Origin of the sequence: Leptospira inadai serovar Lyme str. 10 (assembly GCF_000243675.2) — a bacterium.
In the GTDB taxonomy this organism is placed as follows: domain Bacteria; phylum Spirochaetota; class Leptospiria; order Leptospirales; family Leptospiraceae; genus Leptospira_B; species Leptospira_B inadai.
On the sequence record NZ_AHMM02000005.1, the window covers coordinates 1 to 19704 of the forward strand.

Consider the following 19704-nt stretch of genomic DNA (forward strand, 5'->3'; position numbering starts at 1 on the left):
CGGAATGAACTGCAAGTTCTCTTACTTAAATCCCAGCTGACGGCATACAAACGGAGAACAAAACAATTTCATACAAGACCCTTCGAAAGAATCAAAATCGTGTTACTTTCCTACGTCCTTAAAAAATTGGCAGGATTTAATGATCATCGTTTCGCCGGAAACCGTTCTTAAGTGGCGGAAAGAAAAGTTCAAAATCTTTTGGGCCATGCTCTCTAAAAGAAAGAAACCCGGAAGGCCCAATATTCCTTGGAATACGATTAAACTGATCAGAAAAGTCGCTAAAGAAAACTATATTTGGGGAGCTACGAAACTTCATGGACTACTTCATAAATTAGGGTATGATATCTCTGAACGCACCGTCTCTAAATATATTCCGAAACGACCACCGAATCCAAGGAAACGACCGATAGTGTCCTTAAAGTTTCGCACAATTTAAATTTTAAGCAAGGCTCTGAATACCGTCAAGCCGTGAGCTTTGAAATTTTTAACTCTTTTAACTTCTCCATGTCAACATACTTTTTAGTTCCCCACTTAGTAGAGGCAACATGCCTTAACCTTGCAGTAGCTAACATGAGAGCGGACTTACCATCCGGAAAAGCTCCTACAACTTTCGTTCTTCTCTTGATCTCTTTGATGATCCGCTCTAAAGGATTATTCGTTCGTATCTTTCTCCAATGCTCGGAAGGAAAGTCCATATAGGCTAAAGTTTCCTCAATTCCATCAGAAACTACCTTAGCCGCTTCTTTTAATTTCATTTCCGTTAGTCGTTCTACGACGAATTTGGCTTTCTTCTAAAGACTCATCTTTGTTCTCTTGAGCATGGATTGCTTTCAGCATTTGAGATATAACTTTGAAAGAACCTCTTGGAGCTTTGCCGAATACATTCCTGTAGAAATGAACGATACATCTTTGCCACTTGGATTCAGGAAGAAGTAAGGGATCGATTCCACTAAACCTAGACACTTATCAGAGATCATTAAATTCACTCCTTTGAGCCCTCTATCCTTCAGGTGCTTTAAGAAAGCTTGCCAACTTTCCTTGTCTTCTCTCGCTCCTTCCATCGAGCCTAAAACCTCTCTGTAGCCTTCTGAATTGACTCCTATGGCTACCAGAATCGCTACGTTGCGGACTTCACCACCCCAGGATTTCTTGAGATAGAGGCCATCCAAATAAACGTAAGGATATTCATCGGTAAGTTGACGGCTTCTCCATTCGTCGATCTGAACAAAGACTTTCTGATTTAATTTGCTAATCGTTGAAGGAGAAACTTTCGTTCCCCAGAGCGTCTCCGTGATATCCTCGACCCTCCGGACTGATACTCCGGCTAAATACATTTCCATAAGAGCTTCTTCTACAGAACTCTCTCGACGTTTGTATCTTTCGATGATCGCAGACTCGAACGGAATTGTTCTAAGTTTAGGAACTTTTAACTTTACTTTTCCGGCTTTTGTTTCGAAGTTTCTATTATAAGATCCGGCCCGGGTATCTACTCGATCTGGATTTCTTTCATACTTCGAGGCTTGGCAGAGTTTATCTGCCTCCTCATCTAAAAGAGCATTCAGCGTTTCTTCGACTGAACCTCTTACGAGTTCACTCAAGTCCTTCTTGAGTTGGGTCTCATCCACTTGGATTACTTTCAGGTGGCTTTTATCTTCTTCTGCCCTCATGGGGGGTTCTCCTCTTCTTGAAATTTGTTTGCTTACAATCTCAATCGGTTAGGAGAGCCTTTCTTTTTATCTATAAATGTGCGAAATATTTAGAACGTTATCCTTTTTGAAAATTCCTCAAACTCTTGCTGCCAATCTACATTTGTTCTTTTCATTAAAAATAGCTTAGCAGGATTTTAAGATTCGCGAAAGGTGTGCTTGATTAGGCGCTTACCGTTATGTTACTTAGGTAAATACTGGAAAACCGAATCCTTATTATCATTACCAATATCTCCGATGCAAGTGATATCTTTGTGAATCGAGCCATCGTAGATACTGTTGATTTCAATCCCTATCATAATATAAACGACTTTCGAGCCTGAGGAAGTTTCATATATATCGCCATACATTTGATCGAAGTTTTGGATATTAATCTTCTGGTACCCGACCTCATCTTTCAGAGTTACTTTTTGTTTTTGATATAACCCTGGATCGGTAAAGCCCATGTCTACATCTAAAGAAGTCCCATACCGTAGGGGAACGAGATAGTAGATGGTAACGTCTTTAGGGCGACTATAACTGAAATAATCCTTTTTACTCGTTTGTTTACCTGGTAAAATATATAAGTAATTTATCTTTCCCATTGAGTCTTTAATAACGATATATGATAAAATTATTTCTCCAACCCCTCGATTTTTATCCGTACAATACGTCTTGTTATGTTGCTCGTATAATCCGTCGTAGGCATTGTATTCGCAAGACTTCCTGGTCCATTCTTGCATTTTAGTTTCATTCTGACCAGACGGTTTAGATTTCATAAAATCCGAAAGAGCCTTACCCTTAGGTCTTAAATGTGAGGTGGCAAGCCCTAAACCATCTACCCAACGGCCGTATTTCAATATGCCATCCGGATGTTGGAACTTGAAATCACCTTCCAGGATATCTTCCTGTTTCATTGTGGACAACTTTCGTAGCCCCTCATTATCTTTTGAAGTAATGCAATCAGGTCCTGGAGAGATATGCATTTGGCTATCTACAGGAGAAAGCACCGAAAAAATTAAAAGGATCGTGGCAAAAAAGTAAATACTGTTCTTTTTCATCTTACTAATTACCTTTTTTTATTCCCGGTTATCCAACCCCAAACGTTAGATATGCCACTCTGAATTCCTTTAAGGAAACCTCCTCTTCCTCCTCTAAACCGATCCCCGCCTCGCTGCGGACTCTCTTCTTTCCCGTCATCGTTAGTAATAGAGTAAGCGCCTCCGTTCGGTGATAAATTAGCGACCCTTGGATCATTTGCCGGATAATATGCTAATCTACCGTCTTGACCTCCGTTACTTTCGGAATAATGTTTAGTAGCATCTCCCCAAGAGTCGTTTACAAGAAAACCGCCAATGCTGCCATTAGGACCATCAACATACCCTACAATCTCGACCCAATGCTTAATTGGATTCCGCCTGTACCCCGCATCAAATTCACCGGCTACATTAACGGTTTTACCCTGCTTAATTTGACTCTTCGCCCATTCATAAAATTGATTTTGTTTAGACTCCGTAGATCTATTTTCATATTTAAAAATATCTCGATCTTTTACAGCTAGTCCATAATCCTTAAGAAGCACATCCGCAGCTTCCGCATTGATACCTGAAGGTCGTAAGCCTAATTTATTCGCGGCTTTCTCTCCAATTTCCTTCGCAAGTTCGCCTAACGGTCGATCACTGAATCTCGGATTTGTAGAGGTCGCCCCAATATTACATATATCTCCGGATTTTAAATTGTGATTAACTCCAGGGCCTTGTTCCAAATCAGATTCATAGGCCCTTCTTTGGTTTCGATTATTCAAATCATATTCATAAATTATATTTCTCTTTCCATTCGCCGAATAATCACCGCGGGTCTCTCTTTGCGTCCTAGCCGTATCGCCCAACAATAACTTACCTTTCAAAGGTTCATTAGGATTATTTGTTGGGATTTGAATTTCTACCGATTTACGACCGGTTGCCGTCTCAGAAATCTTATTCGCACCCGTTGTTGGGTCTTTTACTAATTCGACCTTGGGTTTACCGTCATCATACTTGCTTCCCTTACTTGCGCGCTCACCCAATACGTTCGTTGTATACTGTAAGGCTGACTTGTCATCTGTTTTAAAGCTGACTACGGATTGTTTTAAAATTTCTAGATTCGAGCTCGGGGTGTCGATCCAACGTCCATTGTGGTACTGGCTCTGAACGATCTGAATCTCACCGCCTTTCTTATGGAAGGTTAACGTTTCGGGATTTCCATACATGTTCGACTTCGTGCTAAACGTTACGTAGTCTTTGCCTGTTTCAGTCCGTTCCCACCTACCGCCACCGTAATTAAATCCATCGATTTTACCCAAGGCTCGCAGCTTATCACTTACTGAAGCGTTTGATTTCTCATACTTGGGGCTTCCTGCTTTATCATACCCGACTATACCACCCAGCAGCTTTGTATTGTCTTCGGTCAAGATTCCTTTGCCGTCCAAGATGTCCTGGATCTGCTGGGTGTAGTTATGAACCAGCACCCCAGCCTTCGTTATAAAATAACTGTGGTTGCCTTCCACCTCGAGGTTATAAACACGATCTTGCCTGCGGATCTCTTCTATCTTACGGATTCCTAATGTGCCCGTATACGTTTCCGACCAGTTAGGTGCATGGTTTGTTGCATTGCTTACTGAGGTTAACGATGCTCCGATCGGAATCTGTCTTGCATTCATCTCAGATAGAATCGCCGTATTCTGGATACTTGCCAGTGTCACGGACCGGTTGGCAGGTTGGAGGTCCTTCACTTGAGTCCAGCCTTGTCCCTTCACATAGAAGGGGTGATTCCAGGTCGTTTCTACTGTAGTTCCGTTGGTGTATGTGATCTTATGGATTAGAGGCACGTCATGGATGAAGGTTTCCGTGACCTTCTCAAAGGATAGCTTACCCGTATTCTCATTATGGGATAATACGTATTCTCCCACTCGGATCTTCTCGATTGGTTTAAAGCCCTCTTTTGTTCTGACTAGGGTACCGGCTACAAAACAGGAGTCGAATTCAAACTTCTTATTTCCGTCACTTCGTATACCACCCGTATCCGATACTCCAAACGAGAGCAATACGTCCGATTTCAAACGGGTCAACACATTTTCTAGGACTCCCTCTGAAGAGGCTCCCTTTTTCAGGCTTATATCAAGATCATACTTATCTTTCAATGCAGCGGCTGTGTTCTCAAACGTAGATTCCCAAGACTTCTGACCCAACTTTTCGATCGTCTTATCTTTATAGTTCTGATACATCGCAAGGACTTCATTCCCTCTTCCTTGAGCGATCATCTCCCTCACTGTAGATTCCTTGATCTGACCGTTCTCGGATAGCACATGTCCGACTACCTCTGCGTTATGGTTCACTCCTTCCGCATGGAGTTCTCCCGCGTGTTCTTGGATTACGTTATTATTAAGCTCCGTTTGGAAATTCGCATTCCCGTGGACTGATCCGAATTTATGTGTATTCGGATCAAAGTCGACCGAGGCAACGGTCGCTCCTCTGTATTGTCCGCTTAGATTAAAGCTGCCGTTGTTTGAATACGTAAGAGAGGCTCCGCCGTTCATCACTCCATTCCAGCGACTCGGGACTTGCGTTTTCTCCCCATTCGGACCGATCCTCGTTTCCTGATCGTTACGTCCGTAGTTATAAAACACTCCGGCATTCGAGGATCCGTCCCTACTCGCAGAGAGGGAAACTCCAAGATGATGGTTGCCGTTCGGATTGAAATCGTATCCCCCGTTTACCGTATAATTTCCGCTTCCTGTACTATAATCGATTCCGAGGAAGGACCCTTTTGGTACGTATTCGCCGTTATAATTTACATTGACGTCTACACCGCTTCCGGGTGCAAAACTGACTCCTAAGCTAACATCACCTTTAGAATAACCGACTCCGCCTCCCCATCCGCCTGCCTTTCCATCCTCGCCCATTAGGATGTCTGCATTTTGGTGTGTATTCCAAGATACAAATCCGGTGATCGGGGTTTTACTCGCGATGGTAGCTGTTGACAAGATTCCGTTCACAAACCCGGCGATGGCTCCGTTTGTTCCTCCCTGCTCTCCTCCAATCACAGTTTGGGTTGCTATATCAACGATCGCTGCTACTGCTCTGACTACTCTCAGCGTATTCATCGCTTCCGTTGATAGGGTCACCACATTCTTTATGTCATTCGCTATCGCACCAATGGTTGCCACTAAACTTTCGGAGGCCGCTCCTGCCGTGCAAAAGCTGATCACTGCCGACGCGACAAGCTCTACTGCCTGCTCGGCTTCGTTCACTCTCTCTTGTCTCGCTTGCTTCCTAGCCTCTCTCTTGTCCATATACGACCGGAGGAGTGAGGCAAAGTTCTGGACTTCCTGATCGCTTCCGTTCGGATCTATACTCTTCGCTATATAATCAAAGACGAGCTCTCTTTCCTTTTGTTTGATAAACGACTTGTTGATCATGCCTGTCTCGGATTTCGCCTGTAAGGCTGCTCCTGTCACGCTATCCGACCAATCCTTCGATTGATGATAAATGCTCTTAGTATCCGATTTACTAAAGATTCCGAATCCTTTCCCTATATCCGCAAGCGTAACCACTACACCTCGGGCCACCTTCATCACGATTGATTCGATTCCGCCTTTAAACAGCACATGATCCAAATACAAAAGTCCACCCACTCCGGGCAGTGCAAACTCGGTCGTCTGCAATCTTCGTAGTTCTGCCTTGGCTTCCTGCCGAGTCAGGTAATCTCCTACGATCTGCTCCATCTGCTGCGTATATGCAGGATCCCAACCCGCCTTATCTCCGTAGATCTCAACAGACGTCTTCGCTAACTCCACTCTCTCCTGTTGCCAACTCTTCTCTGCGTCCTTATAATCCTTCAGTTTAAAGGCATTCACATCCTTGCGGACATTCCCTTCGATCTGTTTATAATCCGCTCCTGTGATTAAGTGGAGATCTCTAGCTCCCTCTAACCCTACTTTCGCAACCGCTCCTAAGATCTCTGCCATCGGGCCATGGGTATTCGACATGGCTAATTTCAGTTGGCCTTCGATTCGGCCGAGAGAAAACATTCCGGATGTCTCTCCGAACTCTCTCTCCGCTTCCTTATGTTTCATGTAAGACCCGACCACTTGTTGCATCTTACTGATTTCGTCCGCCGACCAGCCGTTCGCTTTCCCTAATTGTGCCGTTGCGTATTGGGCCGCCTGGATCTGGTCGTTATGCCACTGCGTGATCGCATTCTTTTCGTCCACAAGCTTCAGTGAGTTGATCACTCCTCTCATGTCCTTATCGAATGTCTTTTCCTCTCTCTTGGAGATCACATGCGCGTTTTGTAATATTCTTGCAGCCACGTCCGCTACAAAACCAACTGCTTCTGCAAGCGGGCCTTCGAGAGACGCTTCCATCATTCTCACCGACCCTTCCAATCTCCCGATCGAAAGCATCTGTCCCCTCATCCCGAGCTCGTTCTTAGCCTCGTTCTGTCTCACGTAATCCGTCATCAATTGGGACGCTAGTTGGATTGTATCCGGCGGCCAGTTCTGAGACTTTCCGTATTCGGTCATGATGAGTCCGTATACGGCCGTCTTATCATCTCTCCACTGGCTGATGGCTGCCATATCCTGTGCGTGGAACAGTCCTCCCCCGATTTTATAGATCAAATCACCTGCGATAGAATCCATCGGTCCAAATGCTTGGAATACATTTCTCACTTCCGTGAGCGCCCGCATATTATGCTCCGCTGTCTTATACGCCTCGTGATCCAGATACGCTCCCGCTAAGAATGACGCCGCCTCCGGTGACAAATGGAATGTATTTACTAAAAACGTTGTATACGCATTCTGGACCAGGTTATGGGTCTCGTGGGCAACCCATTGCTGAGTGCTCATCCCTCCCAAGAATACGTTCTCTATAAAGTCCGCTACCATTCCTGCTGTTCTCGCCTGCTCGGTCGCACTCATGGACGCCTTCGTCTCATTGGCACTGTTGAGAGCATCGTAGCTTGCTAGTTTAAATAGTGTCGAGTTCGAATAATTTCCGTTCGCAAAGAAGTTATTTACTCCCGCAAAGCTAGCTCCTATGATCTCAGAGATCTTGTCTCCTTCATGGTGGTCCGGATTATTATCGAAGATATTCCCGACTCCTCCTCCGTGGCCGAGTAGGAATGCGGGAGACGGTCCTATCGTGATATGTTGGGTCCTTTGTGTAAAATTATAATTAGCCGCGTTATCTCCCTGTCCGATTGCATCTCCCGTGTAGATCGCCTCGTCCAGTTGGATATTTCCCCCGGAATCCACATGCACATTTGAATATTTTAATGTAGTATATCCGTTACACGCCCCGGCCGTGAGATCCGCTCCGCATTTGCTTGTCAAAAACTGATCGATGGTCTCGTTTCCGCATTTGCTCGTGGCAGGATCGCAGTAATTCACGTAATTCCCGTCCTGGTTCACGATATATATCTTTCCATCGTCTCCCTTCTTCGTAGAAAGGTTCCCGCTATCTCTTAGCAGTTGGTCCTGTCCATTCTGGGTAAACGTTCTTTCATGGGAAAGGCTAGTTGCCATCTGTTGCATGTAGTTCATGCGATCGTTCAGTAGCGCGTTATTCGTGGAGGACAATAGGGTCAGATTCGAGACCCCGTTAATCGCTTGGTTAAACGAAGTCGAAAAGGAACTGAGTAGTCCAAAATTCAGTGCGTTGTATTGGGATTGCGGATTTACCAATGACAATTGGCTCGTTACATTGCTGAACAAGCCTGCGCTCACACTAGGAGTCGACGAGAGATTCGTCCCCGAGTTAAAATTCAAGGTCCCAAGCAATTCCTGGGCCAGCAATTGTGCATCCGCCTGGTTCTGGCTGCTCTTCAGTTTATTATTCGCAGAGGCAAAATCCGTATTTGCCTTCGTTTGCAATTGATTCATTTGGCTTAACCAAGTCGTCTCGCTCGTCTGCAGGCTCTGCAATCCTGTCGAATAATCGCTCTGCGCTTGGCTCAAAAGAGTCTGCTCCCGCAAATGCCATGCCGCATACTGTGCATCGAAGGTACTTACCTGCGCCGTCCAGTTCGTGATGCTCGGCAGTACGTTCTGGTTCCAGTTGTACTGAAAGCTTTGCAACTGGGTCGCCAAGTTCTGCCAGGTTGTTGCATTGGCTCCCGAATTAAAATTGGAGACGGTATAGCTTAGGTTGAGTGCGATTGCATCCTCACTCCATTGGACGAGAGCCACTGCACATACAGGCGGCCAGCCCCAACACCCAGACTCATTCTCCTGGTAATCGTAAAAATTGGTCCCTGGTGCCCCAGCAATTGTATGGTTACTCGTATACGTTTGGTTGGCTCCGACAATCGCGGGTGTTCCGTTAAAGATATTCCCGTAGCACCCCAGCCAGTCATGGCAGTACGCTGGGTCGGATCCCCAGTTGTTGGTTCCAGCAGTCGTATTCCCCCAATAGTTGATATCTCGAAAGGCAGTAAGGTCAGAAGAAATAATACCAGTCACTAAAGACCCAGGTCCGAAACCACTTAGATATTGCGCCAAGCAAGCGGGGTTAGTGTCGTTTGAATGGAAAGTATGATTGCCATAATAGCTAGCACTTTCATTTGGACAAGCAGCACTTCCCCCAGCCGACAGGCTTGCGGAGTAAGCGTTCGTCAAATAATTCATAAACGTGGCCCTGGATTCCTGCCCATTGATATACTCCACGATATTCCAAGCCAGACCGACCGCCCCGGTGCTGGCCGCATTTCCATTTAGAAAATCTTGTCTAGTTATATACACAAGATTCGAAGATTGTGTAAACGGATTCGCCGGGGTGGGCATATAGGATCCGTTTTGGATGTCTACGTTCGTGCTTCCTCCGGCCTGGTACAGAGCCACCTGTCCCTGGGCATTCTGGATCTCCTGGGCCAAAAAGCCGGAGATCGCGTTCGCGGCGTACACTAGGGATATTTCCATGGTTTGGATCTGGCAGGTATCCGCGGTGGCTCCGGTCGCGGGACAGGCTACGCAATTTAGATCCCCACTCGGGCAGGCATTGGAGTAATACTGTCCCGTTAAAGCACTGGTATTCGTGGCGTCCACGATGGCGTTATAGCAGGTGTCTCCGCTGGGGCAGTTTGTAGTGGTCAAGAATTTCTGTTGAGTGCTATCATACCAACCCTGTTGGCAGACAGCCCCTGTGTTTAGGCAACTCTGGGGGTAGGATAGCATCTGGGACGTGCTCTGATCGAATATGGCAAGTCCCGTTTTTCCTTGGGTGATCGCCGTTTCTATGTTATTGATCAGTGTTTGGAAGGCCTTCCCGTCCGCGTTCAAGGAGGTATGTATGGAGGTCAGGGAAGTGCAGCCCGAGGCAGCGCTGGCAGGACAACTCGGGTTCACGTAGCTGGACGTAGTCGTGTCATACAATAATTGTATGCAGGAATCTCCGGAGGGGCAACTGGTCACGAACTGGCTCGCCGTCGTATCATAATAATTGCTGGAACATACGTCTCCGGGAGGACAGCTCGCCGCTATCGCAGTCCCGGTACTCGTATCTTTTAACGGGGTTACGGTATTCCAAAACAGATCGTTCCCGTTCAAAAACTGCTGGTACCCTGCAATCGTTTGGTTGATCTGATCCTTGACCCCGAATTCATAGGATTGGATTTGCTGCATATAGGCTTGGTACTGGGATTCCGTCTGGTTGATCTGGGCCAGTAAACTCTGGTAGCTCTTGGTCAGGCTTTGCAGAGCCTGCTCGTAATTCCAAAGTCCATTTTGGATATTGGTATTAAATTGGCTGTACCACTGCTGTTCCAACTGACGCAAGGACTGCTGGGATGTACCTAATAGGCTGGTGTCCACACCCTGAACCCCCGACAAATTCGGACTCCCTCCCTTGATCAAAGCCTGGAACTCCGTATCGAATTGACCCTTCAAATTGGTAACCGTGGCCAAATTCCCGCCATAGTACGCATCGATATACGCGTCCCGTTGTAGTTGGATGGATAATTCCGCGTCTCTCTGCCATTGGGTCAAAAGACCAGCCGCCTGGCTTTCCAGAGTATCGTAAATATAATTCTTATAATCCTGAACGCTCTGAAACCCGTCCTGAGTGTGAATCCCGCTCACGATACTGGAAATCTGAGCCTGTGCCTGAGCCTGCCACTCCGATTGCAAAACACCGTAGCTCTGCAAAACGATCGCATCCCAATTGGCGGTATCATGCGTATGATTCGCGACGGAATACGTAGCCTGCAACTGGGACTGCCATTGCTGCCAATTATACGCCTGAGGGTTCAGCTGAGGAGCCGTCACGGGCTGGGAATAAACGCTGACGGAGGACAAAAGGCAAAGGACTGAGAGAGTCAGAGGACGGAAGACAAAGGACAGTAGCTGCGCGATATTGGAAAAATAATAGAGGACGGAGGAAAAACCACTGTTACCATAAGAATCTTTCTCCAGAACTTGGAAACTCCGCTCATTGCAGAAGACAGACGCTGCGCGATGCGGGAAAGGCAGCGGAGGAAGAGAAAAAATCCACTGTAACACAGGAATCTTTCTCCAAAACGGAATATTTTGCAAAACTTTCGATCTTGAATTCATTCTCTTCTATCCTCTACAAACCGGTAAGCTTCGCTTATCAATGTTCTGACCTCTGCACAGAAAAATCCACTGTTACCATAAGAATCTTTCTCCAGAACTTGGAAGCTTCGCTCACCAATGTTCTGTCCTCAGTCCTCTGTCTTCTGTCCTCTGCTACGGAGACGTACTCGACACACACCGAAGATAATAGGAATTTCCGGCACCCGCCGTAAAATAACTATAACCGTAGTAAAAATTCACGGTCCAGATATTCCCCGTATTCTGCGCATACTTGGTCGTTGTCCAAAAAAAATCCGGAACCCCGTTCCCGGAAGACGCCTGCCCCGGATCAAAGATCGAGTTCAACGCAGGAGCAAACTGGGACCGGTCCACGATGGACTTCAATTCCTGGATACTAGGCAGTCTCCAAGTAACGCTACCGGAATTATAATTAGAACAATAATTGGAGGCATTCCCAAACGACATGGTCACCCCGCCGGGAAAGGCGGTTTTCTTTTGGCAGCCCGCCGGAGTCGCCGTGGAAGAATACGCATACGGATAAATGCATCTCTGCCAATACAATTTCGTAATGCCATCGTTGATGACGCTGGGGTCGTTCGCATTCACCGTAAACCGGGCTGTCGGAGCCGATACGATCGGAAGAAACCCCCAAAAAAGACCCAAAACGAACAACCAAAAACTGAATCGCAAAACGGAACGTATACCTGAGTAAACCATAAACATCCTACCGCTTCCACCGACCCCGATCATGGAACCCCGGCCCCCGGAATTCCCGAAACACAACGAACCATATGACTCGCGCCGATCGCATCAAAATAGATATCCGGATATTGAAAATCCACATACCAGGCATTCGTAACCGTAGGGGCAAACAGGGTGGAACTCCAATATGGAGAGGCCGATGTCCCCGAAAAAGAAGGCGAAGCGATGGAAGGAATGGCACTGCTATAAATGGAAATCGAAGCCAATTCCTGCACGCTCGGCAGCCTCCAATTGGTCAAGGAAGCGTACCCCAAGCCGCTATGCGTCAAATTCAGACTAGAGCATTGGTTCAACGCAGAGATATAATCCTTGCTCACACCCTCGTCCGTCTGCTTCCAAACAAGAAGCGTATTCGAATCAAAGACCACCGTGTCGGTCCCGGAAAATTGGTTCGTCCACAATCCGTTAGGCGGTGTCGTGGTAAGATTTTGGGCAACGGAAGTCGTAACGTTGGTATCATCGCCCGCACCCGTTTTCAGGACCGGAAACGCAAAACCGTTGGCCGTCTCAAACGTCGTGGTCAAGAAACTCTGGGTAATCGTACTCGCCAACCCCAGGCCCGCCGCATCCACGATGCTACCCGACGCAATCGACCATTGAATCAGGGCGTTTTCGGGAAAGAAAATCCAAGGAAATTGGATCACTAGCGTATCTGGTTGATTGGAGCTCCCCAAAAACTGGTACTTGACGTTGGTTAGATCCAAATTCACCCAGCTCGAAAGTTGAAACACCTGCACCGTCAAGTTCGGCAAGTGAGCCGGATCCAAGGGCTCGCTAAAGACCAGGGTCAATTGCGCGGAATTCGGATTCACTCCCGTACTACCCCCGCTCGGAGTCGCCGAGATCAATTTCGGAGCCATGGTATCCTTCCAAACCGGGATGCTCTGGCTACCCGTCTGCATACCGTATTCCGGTTGGTTCTTCTGGTTCGCAACACAGATGATCACGGTATTCTTACCCGCGGTAAAATTCAGATTCGCTAGGGTCGTATTCACCGGAGTGCCGACCAGAATATCCGAACCCGTCGGAGCAGAAGTGACTACGTTACCCGAAACGAAGGAACTCGTCCCGCTCGGCGCCGACCCGTTATTGCATTCGCAATCCACGGAATTCGTGTACTTAATCCCGCTCGGTCCCGCATAGGTCGTCTTACTGACTTGGTTTCCGTTGACCGTCGTGGTCGTCGTACTCGCCGTACATTGATTCCCGCCTAACAAAACCTTATACGAGGCCCCGTTCCCGGTAAATTGCCAATTAATACCCAGATTGCTCGTGGCATTCAAAACCTTATTCGCAGGAGTAAAACCGTTGACCTGAATATTCGGCCGAGAGGAATCGATTACATAAACCGCAGTCCCCACGCTGGAAAGATTTCCGGCCGGATCCCGGGCCACAAAATTCAAAGTCGTATTGCTAGTCAGTGCGATAGCGCTCGCGTTCGCCGGAGGATAGGACAGACCGTTGGAAATGGCTCCCGTCAAGGAATTGATCCCGGGATTGCTGCCGTCCATCGTATACGCCACCACGTACCCGCTCGCAATCCCGCTATTATCAGCATAGTTCAACTGAACGTTAATCGGAGACACGCCGTCGTACCCGTAACCCCCGGCACCGGGACTGGCCGTAATCGTGGGAGCGATATCGTCCCGGGTGATTGCAAACGAATTCTGGCCGGTAAAACCCGAGCTCACACAGATATAAATCGAATTGGAACCCGCGCTCAATTGACTCGCGGAAAGAAAGGAAGTATTATTCTGGTTGGCACTCGCGATCCCGCTCTCGATCACCGTCCCGTCCGAGCAACCGGTCGCATTCTGACGGATAGAATAGCTACCCGTTTGGCTCGATTTCCAAACATAACTGGCCGTGTTAATGGCGCCTGCGTTCACACTGATGTAAAAGGAACTCACCGGAGATACAATCGTCACGTTCGGAACGTTATGATTCACTTGATACGAAGCGGTATTCACCCCTTCCAAATTCCCGGCCATATCCCTGCAACGATACTTGATCGTATACGAACCGTCCCCGTTACCGCCGATGTTCGTCTTCGTCTTGGGGGGATTCGTAATCGTCCCGTTGACCGGTGAATACGTGGGAGAAGTACCGTCGGAAGTATAGGCCAAATTCCCCGGAGCCACGTTATCCGCGCATACGATCGTCACCGTCTGAACCCCACCGTAGGTGCCCGGAGTGGGGGAAATACTGCTGCTAGGCGGAATCGTATCCGTCAAAAGTCGGGCGATGATCGGGTTATCCACCACACCGTTCCCGGTCGAATCAAACCCCTGGTTCGGATAGATCGTAACCGGATTACCGGAACAGTTCATCCCGGTTGTCAACGTGACGGAACCGTCCGAATGATAACACAAATAATAATCCGGAACCCCGTCCCCGTTTACATCCACCGCATACGGATTTACCGAGTTAGCCTGGTACAAAAACAGCAGATTCGGGATTCCGTTACCTTGAGTCGACAACCCCACCGCAGTACCGTTCCCGCTCGGATCCACCACGATGGCCGACACGATAGCGGCCGAACTCCCGTTCAAATTCACGGACTGCCCGGGCAAAAACTGGCTCTTCCCGAACAAAGGAAGGTTCAAAACCCCTCCGGAAGAACCGGAGGACGAACTCCCCAGGAACATCTGCTCCAGAGCCGACAAGATGGAATAATCCTGACCCTTCGTAGGCCCGCACCCAACAGCCAAAAAGCTAGCCAACAAAACGGTCCAAAGACCCCAGCAAGACAAAAAGTAGCCTTTTAGAGTGCGTTCCAACATAATACCAGCCAAACGATCCGTTTCCAAGAATGACAAAGACAAGAATGGAAAAGAAACAATTTGATAAAAACAGATCCTGAAGGGAAAACAAAAATTTGCAACTAAAAAGAGTACAAAATAGGCTGGAAGCGGCGCAATTTTTCAACGTTTTTAATCAAAATGACCCCTTATACCCGATTTTTCTCGACAATGAGGCCGAACTATGTTCGCTTGCCAGAGGACAGAAGACTGACGACAGATGCGCTCGCTTCCAGAGGACTGAAGACTGACGACAGATGCGCTCGCTTCGCTCGCGCTAGACAGAAGCTGCTAGAGGTTGGCAATGCGGCAGAGGTAGAGGAAACAATCTACGGTAACGCAAGAATCTTTCTTTAGAGCGTGGAAACTCGGCTCATCAATGTTCTGTCCTCAGTCCTCTGTCTTCTGCAAGACAGAAGCTGCTCGATGTTGTGAAGGTTATAGAAGTAGAGGAGATATCTACTGTAATGCAGGAATTTTTCTCTAGAGCGTGGAATCTCCGATCACCAATGTTCTGTCCTCTGTCCTCAGTCCTCTGTCCTCTGTCTTCTGACACCTGTCCTCTGCAAGACAGAAAGGCAGGAAACAATAAATCTTATGTTTGTTTCCTGTGTACTTTTTTTAGTGGGAAACTGGAAAAGAGTTTGACCAAAACTTGTCGAAAGGGCACATTCAAACCGACCGTCGGTCTATACCGACGGTCGGTTTGAATGGAGAACTCGAATGATTCCAGCTAAAGTTTCCACAAGAGAAAGAATTCTTAACGAATCCAGAAAGCTATTCTTTGCCAAAGGATACGAAACAACATCGATCCAGGATATTCTCTCCGCACTTGATATCGCGAAGGGTACGTTTTATCACCACTTTCAATCAAAGGAAGAATTATTGGAAGAGATTGCAGTAAAGTTTGCTCAAGAAGCTCACTCTACAATGCAAGCGGAGATCGGGGACCTTGGAAACGAGGGAACAGGATTGGATAAAATTCGGAGAGCCTTGATCGTGACTCATAATTGGAAGAAAGGGAAAGCGGAGGAAATTCGGTTCTTATTGGAATCGCTCTTTTCGGCGGGCAACCTTCAATTGAGAGACAAGATTCATAGAAAATCCGTCGATCTTAGTTTTCCGCTTTTCGTGTCCTTAACGTTGGAAGGCCAACAAGACGGCTCCTTGCAAAGCAAGTTAAGAGCGGACCATTTAACTTCCATCATCTTTGATCTTTCCGATGCGTTAGGAGAAAGAGTCGCTTTCTTCCTTTTAGGAAAGAGCAAAGAGAGCGACGATGAGATATACGAGCTAATGCTTTCGTATCATAAAACGATCGAAGGATTGCTCGGATGTCCGGAAGGCGGATTGGATTATTTCGATCGAAACGAATGGACGGAGTTATCAAAATTATTTAGAAAACCCGAACCAATCGCTGAAAGTTTCTCGGAACCCACTCCATTAGTGGCGAATGCCAGTTAACGTGCCAACGGCAACTCGATTGCCGAGGATAGAATATGCTACTCTATGCTCTTGTTCCTACCCTTCCTAGAATCGATTGGGAAACTCCGATCGATTCCGGAATTGAAGATTATATTAAGCGGTCGTCCGAAATTCGGAAAAGTAGAATGCAGGAATTACTCGATTTTATGCGAACCGAATATCCCGACCTTCGAGAAAGTCTGAAATATAAGATGCCTACTTTTGAAAGGAACGGAAAAAGTATTTCTTTTGCGAACCAGAAGAACTATCTCTCCATTTACTTTCCGGAAGAATCCTATGTTAGAGCGTTCCGTGCAAAAGCTAGCGGTATTGCCAGCGGAAAAACCTGTATCAACTTAAAAGACAAAGATAAGGTTCCGATGGTCTATCTGAAAACCTTACTAAAGAAGGCTCTTGCGGATAAATCGAAACGAAACTGATAGGCGGCTACTCTTTCCTTCTTAAAAGGGAATACGACCTTCGAAGTTGTTCGATCCTCTTCCGGGTCGTATTCCCCAAAACCACTCCCGCCTCTTCACAAGAAAACGGCTTATCGGAATGAAATCCGAGCTCTGCATCGAATCCGGTTTCCCGGATCGCAATTCTTCTTTATAACGGTATGTGTCCTACTAAAAAAGAATGTGACATAATTAACGGCGAATTCTCAGACTCGAATCGCAGAGTTTCTATTCACTTGACCTCTCCCTTCCGCAGAAAAATCTATCCGAACGAAGGCCATGAAGAAGCAGATAAGCGATCGTTACGAACCCGCGAGCGTCGAGCCAAAATGGATTTCCCTCTGGGAAGAACGTAAAAGCTTTTGCCCGAACCAAGCAGTTTCCCCTTCTTTTTCGATCGCAATACCTCCTCCGAATGTGACCGGAAGTCTCCACATCGGACATGCTCTGAATCATACGATCCAAGATATCATCATTCGAATCGAACGGAAGAAAGGAAAAGCGGCGCTTTGGATTCCGGGAATGGATCATGCCGGAATTGCAACCCAAGTCGTAGTCGAGCGGGAATTGGCAAAAGAAGGAAAGAAACGCACCGATTTTACCCGGGAAGAATTCGAAAAGAAGGTTTGGGAGTGGAAGGAACATTCGGGTGGATTGATCCGTAACCAGCAAAAACTGCTAGGAGAATCCGTCGATTGGTCGCGGCAAAGATTCACTATGGACGAAGGCCTATCCAAGGCGGTCGTTACGGTTTTTAAATCCCTATATGACGAAGGCTTGATTTATCGCGGAGAACGCATCATCAACTGGTGTCCTAAAACTCTGACTGCGATTTCGGACTTGGAAGTCGAATACAAGGAAACAAAAGGCAAATTATACCATCTACGGTATCCGATCGTCGGACAGCCGGGAAAATACGTTATCGTCGCTACGACTAGACCTGAAACCATGTTCGGGGACGTCGCAGTCGCCGCGCACCCGGATGACGAACGTTATAAAAATTTAAAAGGCGCCGTGGTGGAGCTCCCGCTCACAAATCGCACGATCCCGATCGTATTCGACGGTTTCGTAGATAAGGATTTCGGTTCCGGTTTGGTGAAAATCACTCCTGCCCACGACGCGAACGACTTCGAAGCAGGACAACGTCTCGGCTTAAAGCCGTTGATCGTAATGAACCCGAATGCCACTCTAAACGAACAGGCGGGAAAATACGCGGGACTAGATCGTTTCGTCGCTCGCAGAAAGATAGTCTCGGATCTGGAAGAGGCGGGATTGGTCGAGAAGGTCGAAGATCATGTTCATTCTATAGGGCATAATTCCAGAGGTGGAGAGGTAATAGAGCCGTATCTTTCCCTACAATGGTTCTGCAAAATGAGATCCCTCGCGGATCTAGCCGTCGAAGCGGTTCGTTCCGGAGAAACGGAATTCGCGCCTAAGCTTTGGGAAAAAACTTTTTTCGAATGGATGAACAATATCCGAGACTGGTGCGTTTCCAGGCAACTTTGGTGGGGACACCGAATTCCCGCATATCATTGCAAAAATTGTAATCATACGGAAGTTTCCGAATCGAAAGTAGAAGTTTGCCCGAATTGCAGCTCTCGCGACGTGGAGCAGGATCCCGACGTATTGGACACTTGGTTCTCGTCCCAACTCTGGCCGTTTTCGACATTAGGTTGGCCGGAACGTACACCGGATTTCGAGAAATTTTATCCGACGCAAGTTCTCGTTACCGCTTTCGATATCATCTTTTTCTGGGTAGCCCGCATGATTATGATGGGCAAAAAATTTACCGGAAAATCCCCTTTCGCAAAAGTAATCATCCATGCGCTCGTCCGCGATAAGGAAGGAAAAAAATTTTCCAAGTCGGTCGGGAACGTCGTGGATCCTCTCGATATGATGAACAAATACGGAACCGATTCGTTCCGTTTCTTCTTGGCCGCCACTCTTCCCGAAGCGAAGGATATTCTCTTTGACGAAAGCCGACTGGACGGTTACCGCTCTTTCTGCAATAAGATTTGGAATTCCAGCAGATTCATTCAGATGAACTTGGAGGAAGGATTCCAAAAGAAGAAACTAGAAACTTCTTACGGCTCCAGATTGGAACCGATGGACAAATGGATCCTGCACAAATTCAACGAAACTCTTTCCAACTACGAACGAGCCTATTCCAAATTTCTTTTTTTTGAAATGGCTTCCGAAATTTACGAATTCGTTTGGGGCGATTTTTGCGATTGGTACATCGAACTCGTAAAACCGAGGATCTACGGTAAATTAGGACCCGAATCCCAGGAAGTCGCCAAGCAAGTGTTAGTGGACATTCTCGTTCAAGCATTAGGATTATTGCATCCTTTTATGCCTTTCTTAACCGAAGAAATCCATGAGGTATTCGGAGAGGGAGAATTCCTGATCGGGACACCTTTTCCGACCAAATATTCCGCTTCGGCGGAAGACGAGGGAGTCGTTAAGACCACTATTATGCAGGAAGCGATCAAGCAAATCCGCGTACAAAGAGCGGAAAACGGCGTTCCTCTGGATAAAAAATGCCAGGCCATATTAAAATCGACCAATCCGTTAGTCGCCTCTTCCGTTAAAGATTTTGAAGTTTCGATTTTACAGCTGGCTCGGTTGGAAAACATTCGCGTAGACGAGGCTTACTCGATCGAAAAAACGGATTCGGTCGGTGCGTTTCGATTCGGCGAAGTGATTCTTCCCCTTGCCGGAATGATCGATTTTGAAAAGGAAAAAGCGAGATTAGAAAAAGAACTTCAAAAAACCGTGCAAGAAGAGGAGAAACTTTCTTCCAAGCTCGAAAATGCGAATTTTCTTGCGAAAGCGAATCCGGACATCGTCGAAAAGGAAAAGGAAAAACTCCGGCTTTTAAAGGAAAAAGTGGAAATCATTCGCAAGGGAATCGAAAAGCTTTCTTACTGAAACGGTATTTATAA

7 protein-coding genes and 2 pseudogenes are annotated in these 19704 nt (G+C 47.0%); 4 read left to right on the forward strand and 5 right to left on the reverse strand.

Annotation, left to right across the window (positions count from 1 at the left end; all coding sequences use genetic code 11):
• A pseudogene (locus LEP1GSC047_RS00425) lies at positions 1-403 on the forward strand (transposase); the annotation flags it as partial.
• Between the two features lie 58 nt (positions 404-461).
• On the opposite strand, the pseudogene LEP1GSC047_RS00435 reads toward LEP1GSC047_RS00425, so the two are convergent.
• The 5 genes and pseudogenes from LEP1GSC047_RS00435 to LEP1GSC047_RS00455 form a co-directional block, all read right to left on the reverse strand.
• Positions 462-1667: pseudogene (locus tag LEP1GSC047_RS00435) on the reverse strand (IS256 family transposase).
• Positions 1668-1888: 221 nt separating this feature from the next.
• Positions 1889-2746: a hypothetical protein gene (locus LEP1GSC047_RS00440; protein WP_010413672.1), complete on the reverse strand. Its 858-nt coding sequence runs from the start codon at positions 2744-2746 to the stop codon at positions 1889-1891.
• 8 nt (positions 2747-2754) lie between these two features.
• A complete protein-coding gene (locus LEP1GSC047_RS00445; protein ID WP_020988022.1) occupies positions 2755-11274 on the reverse strand; it encodes a TIGR04388 family protein in 8520 nt (2839 codons plus the stop codon).
• Positions 11275-11427: 153 nt separating this feature from the next.
• On the reverse strand, positions 11428-12024 hold the full coding sequence (locus LEP1GSC047_RS00450; protein WP_010417769.1) for an Lcl C-terminal domain-containing protein: 597 nt from the start codon (positions 12022-12024) through the stop codon (positions 11428-11430).
• The gene (locus LEP1GSC047_RS00455) at positions 12021-14819 is read right to left on the reverse strand and encodes an Lcl domain-containing protein (RefSeq protein WP_010417767.1); all 2799 of its coding nucleotides are present in this window, start codon (positions 14817-14819) and stop codon (positions 12021-12023) included. Before LEP1GSC047_RS00455 ends, LEP1GSC047_RS00450 begins: the two co-directional genes overlap by 4 nt.
• Positions 14820-15560: 741 nt before the next feature.
• On the opposite strand from LEP1GSC047_RS00455, the gene LEP1GSC047_RS00460 reads away from it, so the two are divergent.
• From LEP1GSC047_RS00460 to LEP1GSC047_RS00470, 3 genes are all read left to right on the forward strand, one after another.
• Positions 15561-16301, forward strand: coding sequence for a TetR/AcrR family transcriptional regulator (locus LEP1GSC047_RS00460; RefSeq protein ID WP_010417765.1), 741 nt, complete (start codon positions 15561-15563; stop codon positions 16299-16301).
• A gap of 35 nt (positions 16302-16336) precedes the next feature.
• Complete coding sequence (locus LEP1GSC047_RS00465; RefSeq protein ID WP_010417762.1) at positions 16337-16741, forward strand: iron chaperone; 405 nt, start codon at positions 16337-16339, stop codon at positions 16739-16741.
• Positions 16742-17038: 297 nt separating this feature from the next.
• Entirely contained in the window at positions 17039-19690 is a 2652-nt protein-coding gene (locus LEP1GSC047_RS00470; protein ID WP_010417760.1) for a valine--tRNA ligase, read from the forward strand.
• The last annotated feature ends 14 nt before the right edge of the window (positions 19691-19704 follow it).

Coding starts and splice junctions, on each gene's coding strand:
- LEP1GSC047_RS00440 (WP_010413672.1), bottom strand. CDS start 2,746: ATGAAAAAGAACAGTATTTACTTTTTTGCCACGATCCTTTTAATTTTT.
- LEP1GSC047_RS00445 (WP_020988022.1), bottom strand. CDS start 11,274: ATGAATTCAAGATCGAAAGTTTTGCAAAATATTCCGTTTTGGAGAAAG.
- LEP1GSC047_RS00450 (WP_010417769.1), bottom strand. CDS start 12,024: ATGATCGGGGTCGGTGGAAGCGGTAGGATGTTTATGGTTTACTCAGGT.
- LEP1GSC047_RS00455 (WP_010417767.1), bottom strand. CDS start 14,819: ATGTTGGAACGCACTCTAAAAGGCTACTTTTTGTCTTGCTGGGGTCTT.
- LEP1GSC047_RS00460 (WP_010417765.1), top strand. CDS start 15,561: ATGATTCCAGCTAAAGTTTCCACAAGAGAAAGAATTCTTAACGAATCC.
- LEP1GSC047_RS00465 (WP_010417762.1), top strand. CDS start 16,337: ATGCTACTCTATGCTCTTGTTCCTACCCTTCCTAGAATCGATTGGGAA.
- LEP1GSC047_RS00470 (WP_010417760.1), top strand. CDS start 17,039: ATGAAGAAGCAGATAAGCGATCGTTACGAACCCGCGAGCGTCGAGCCA.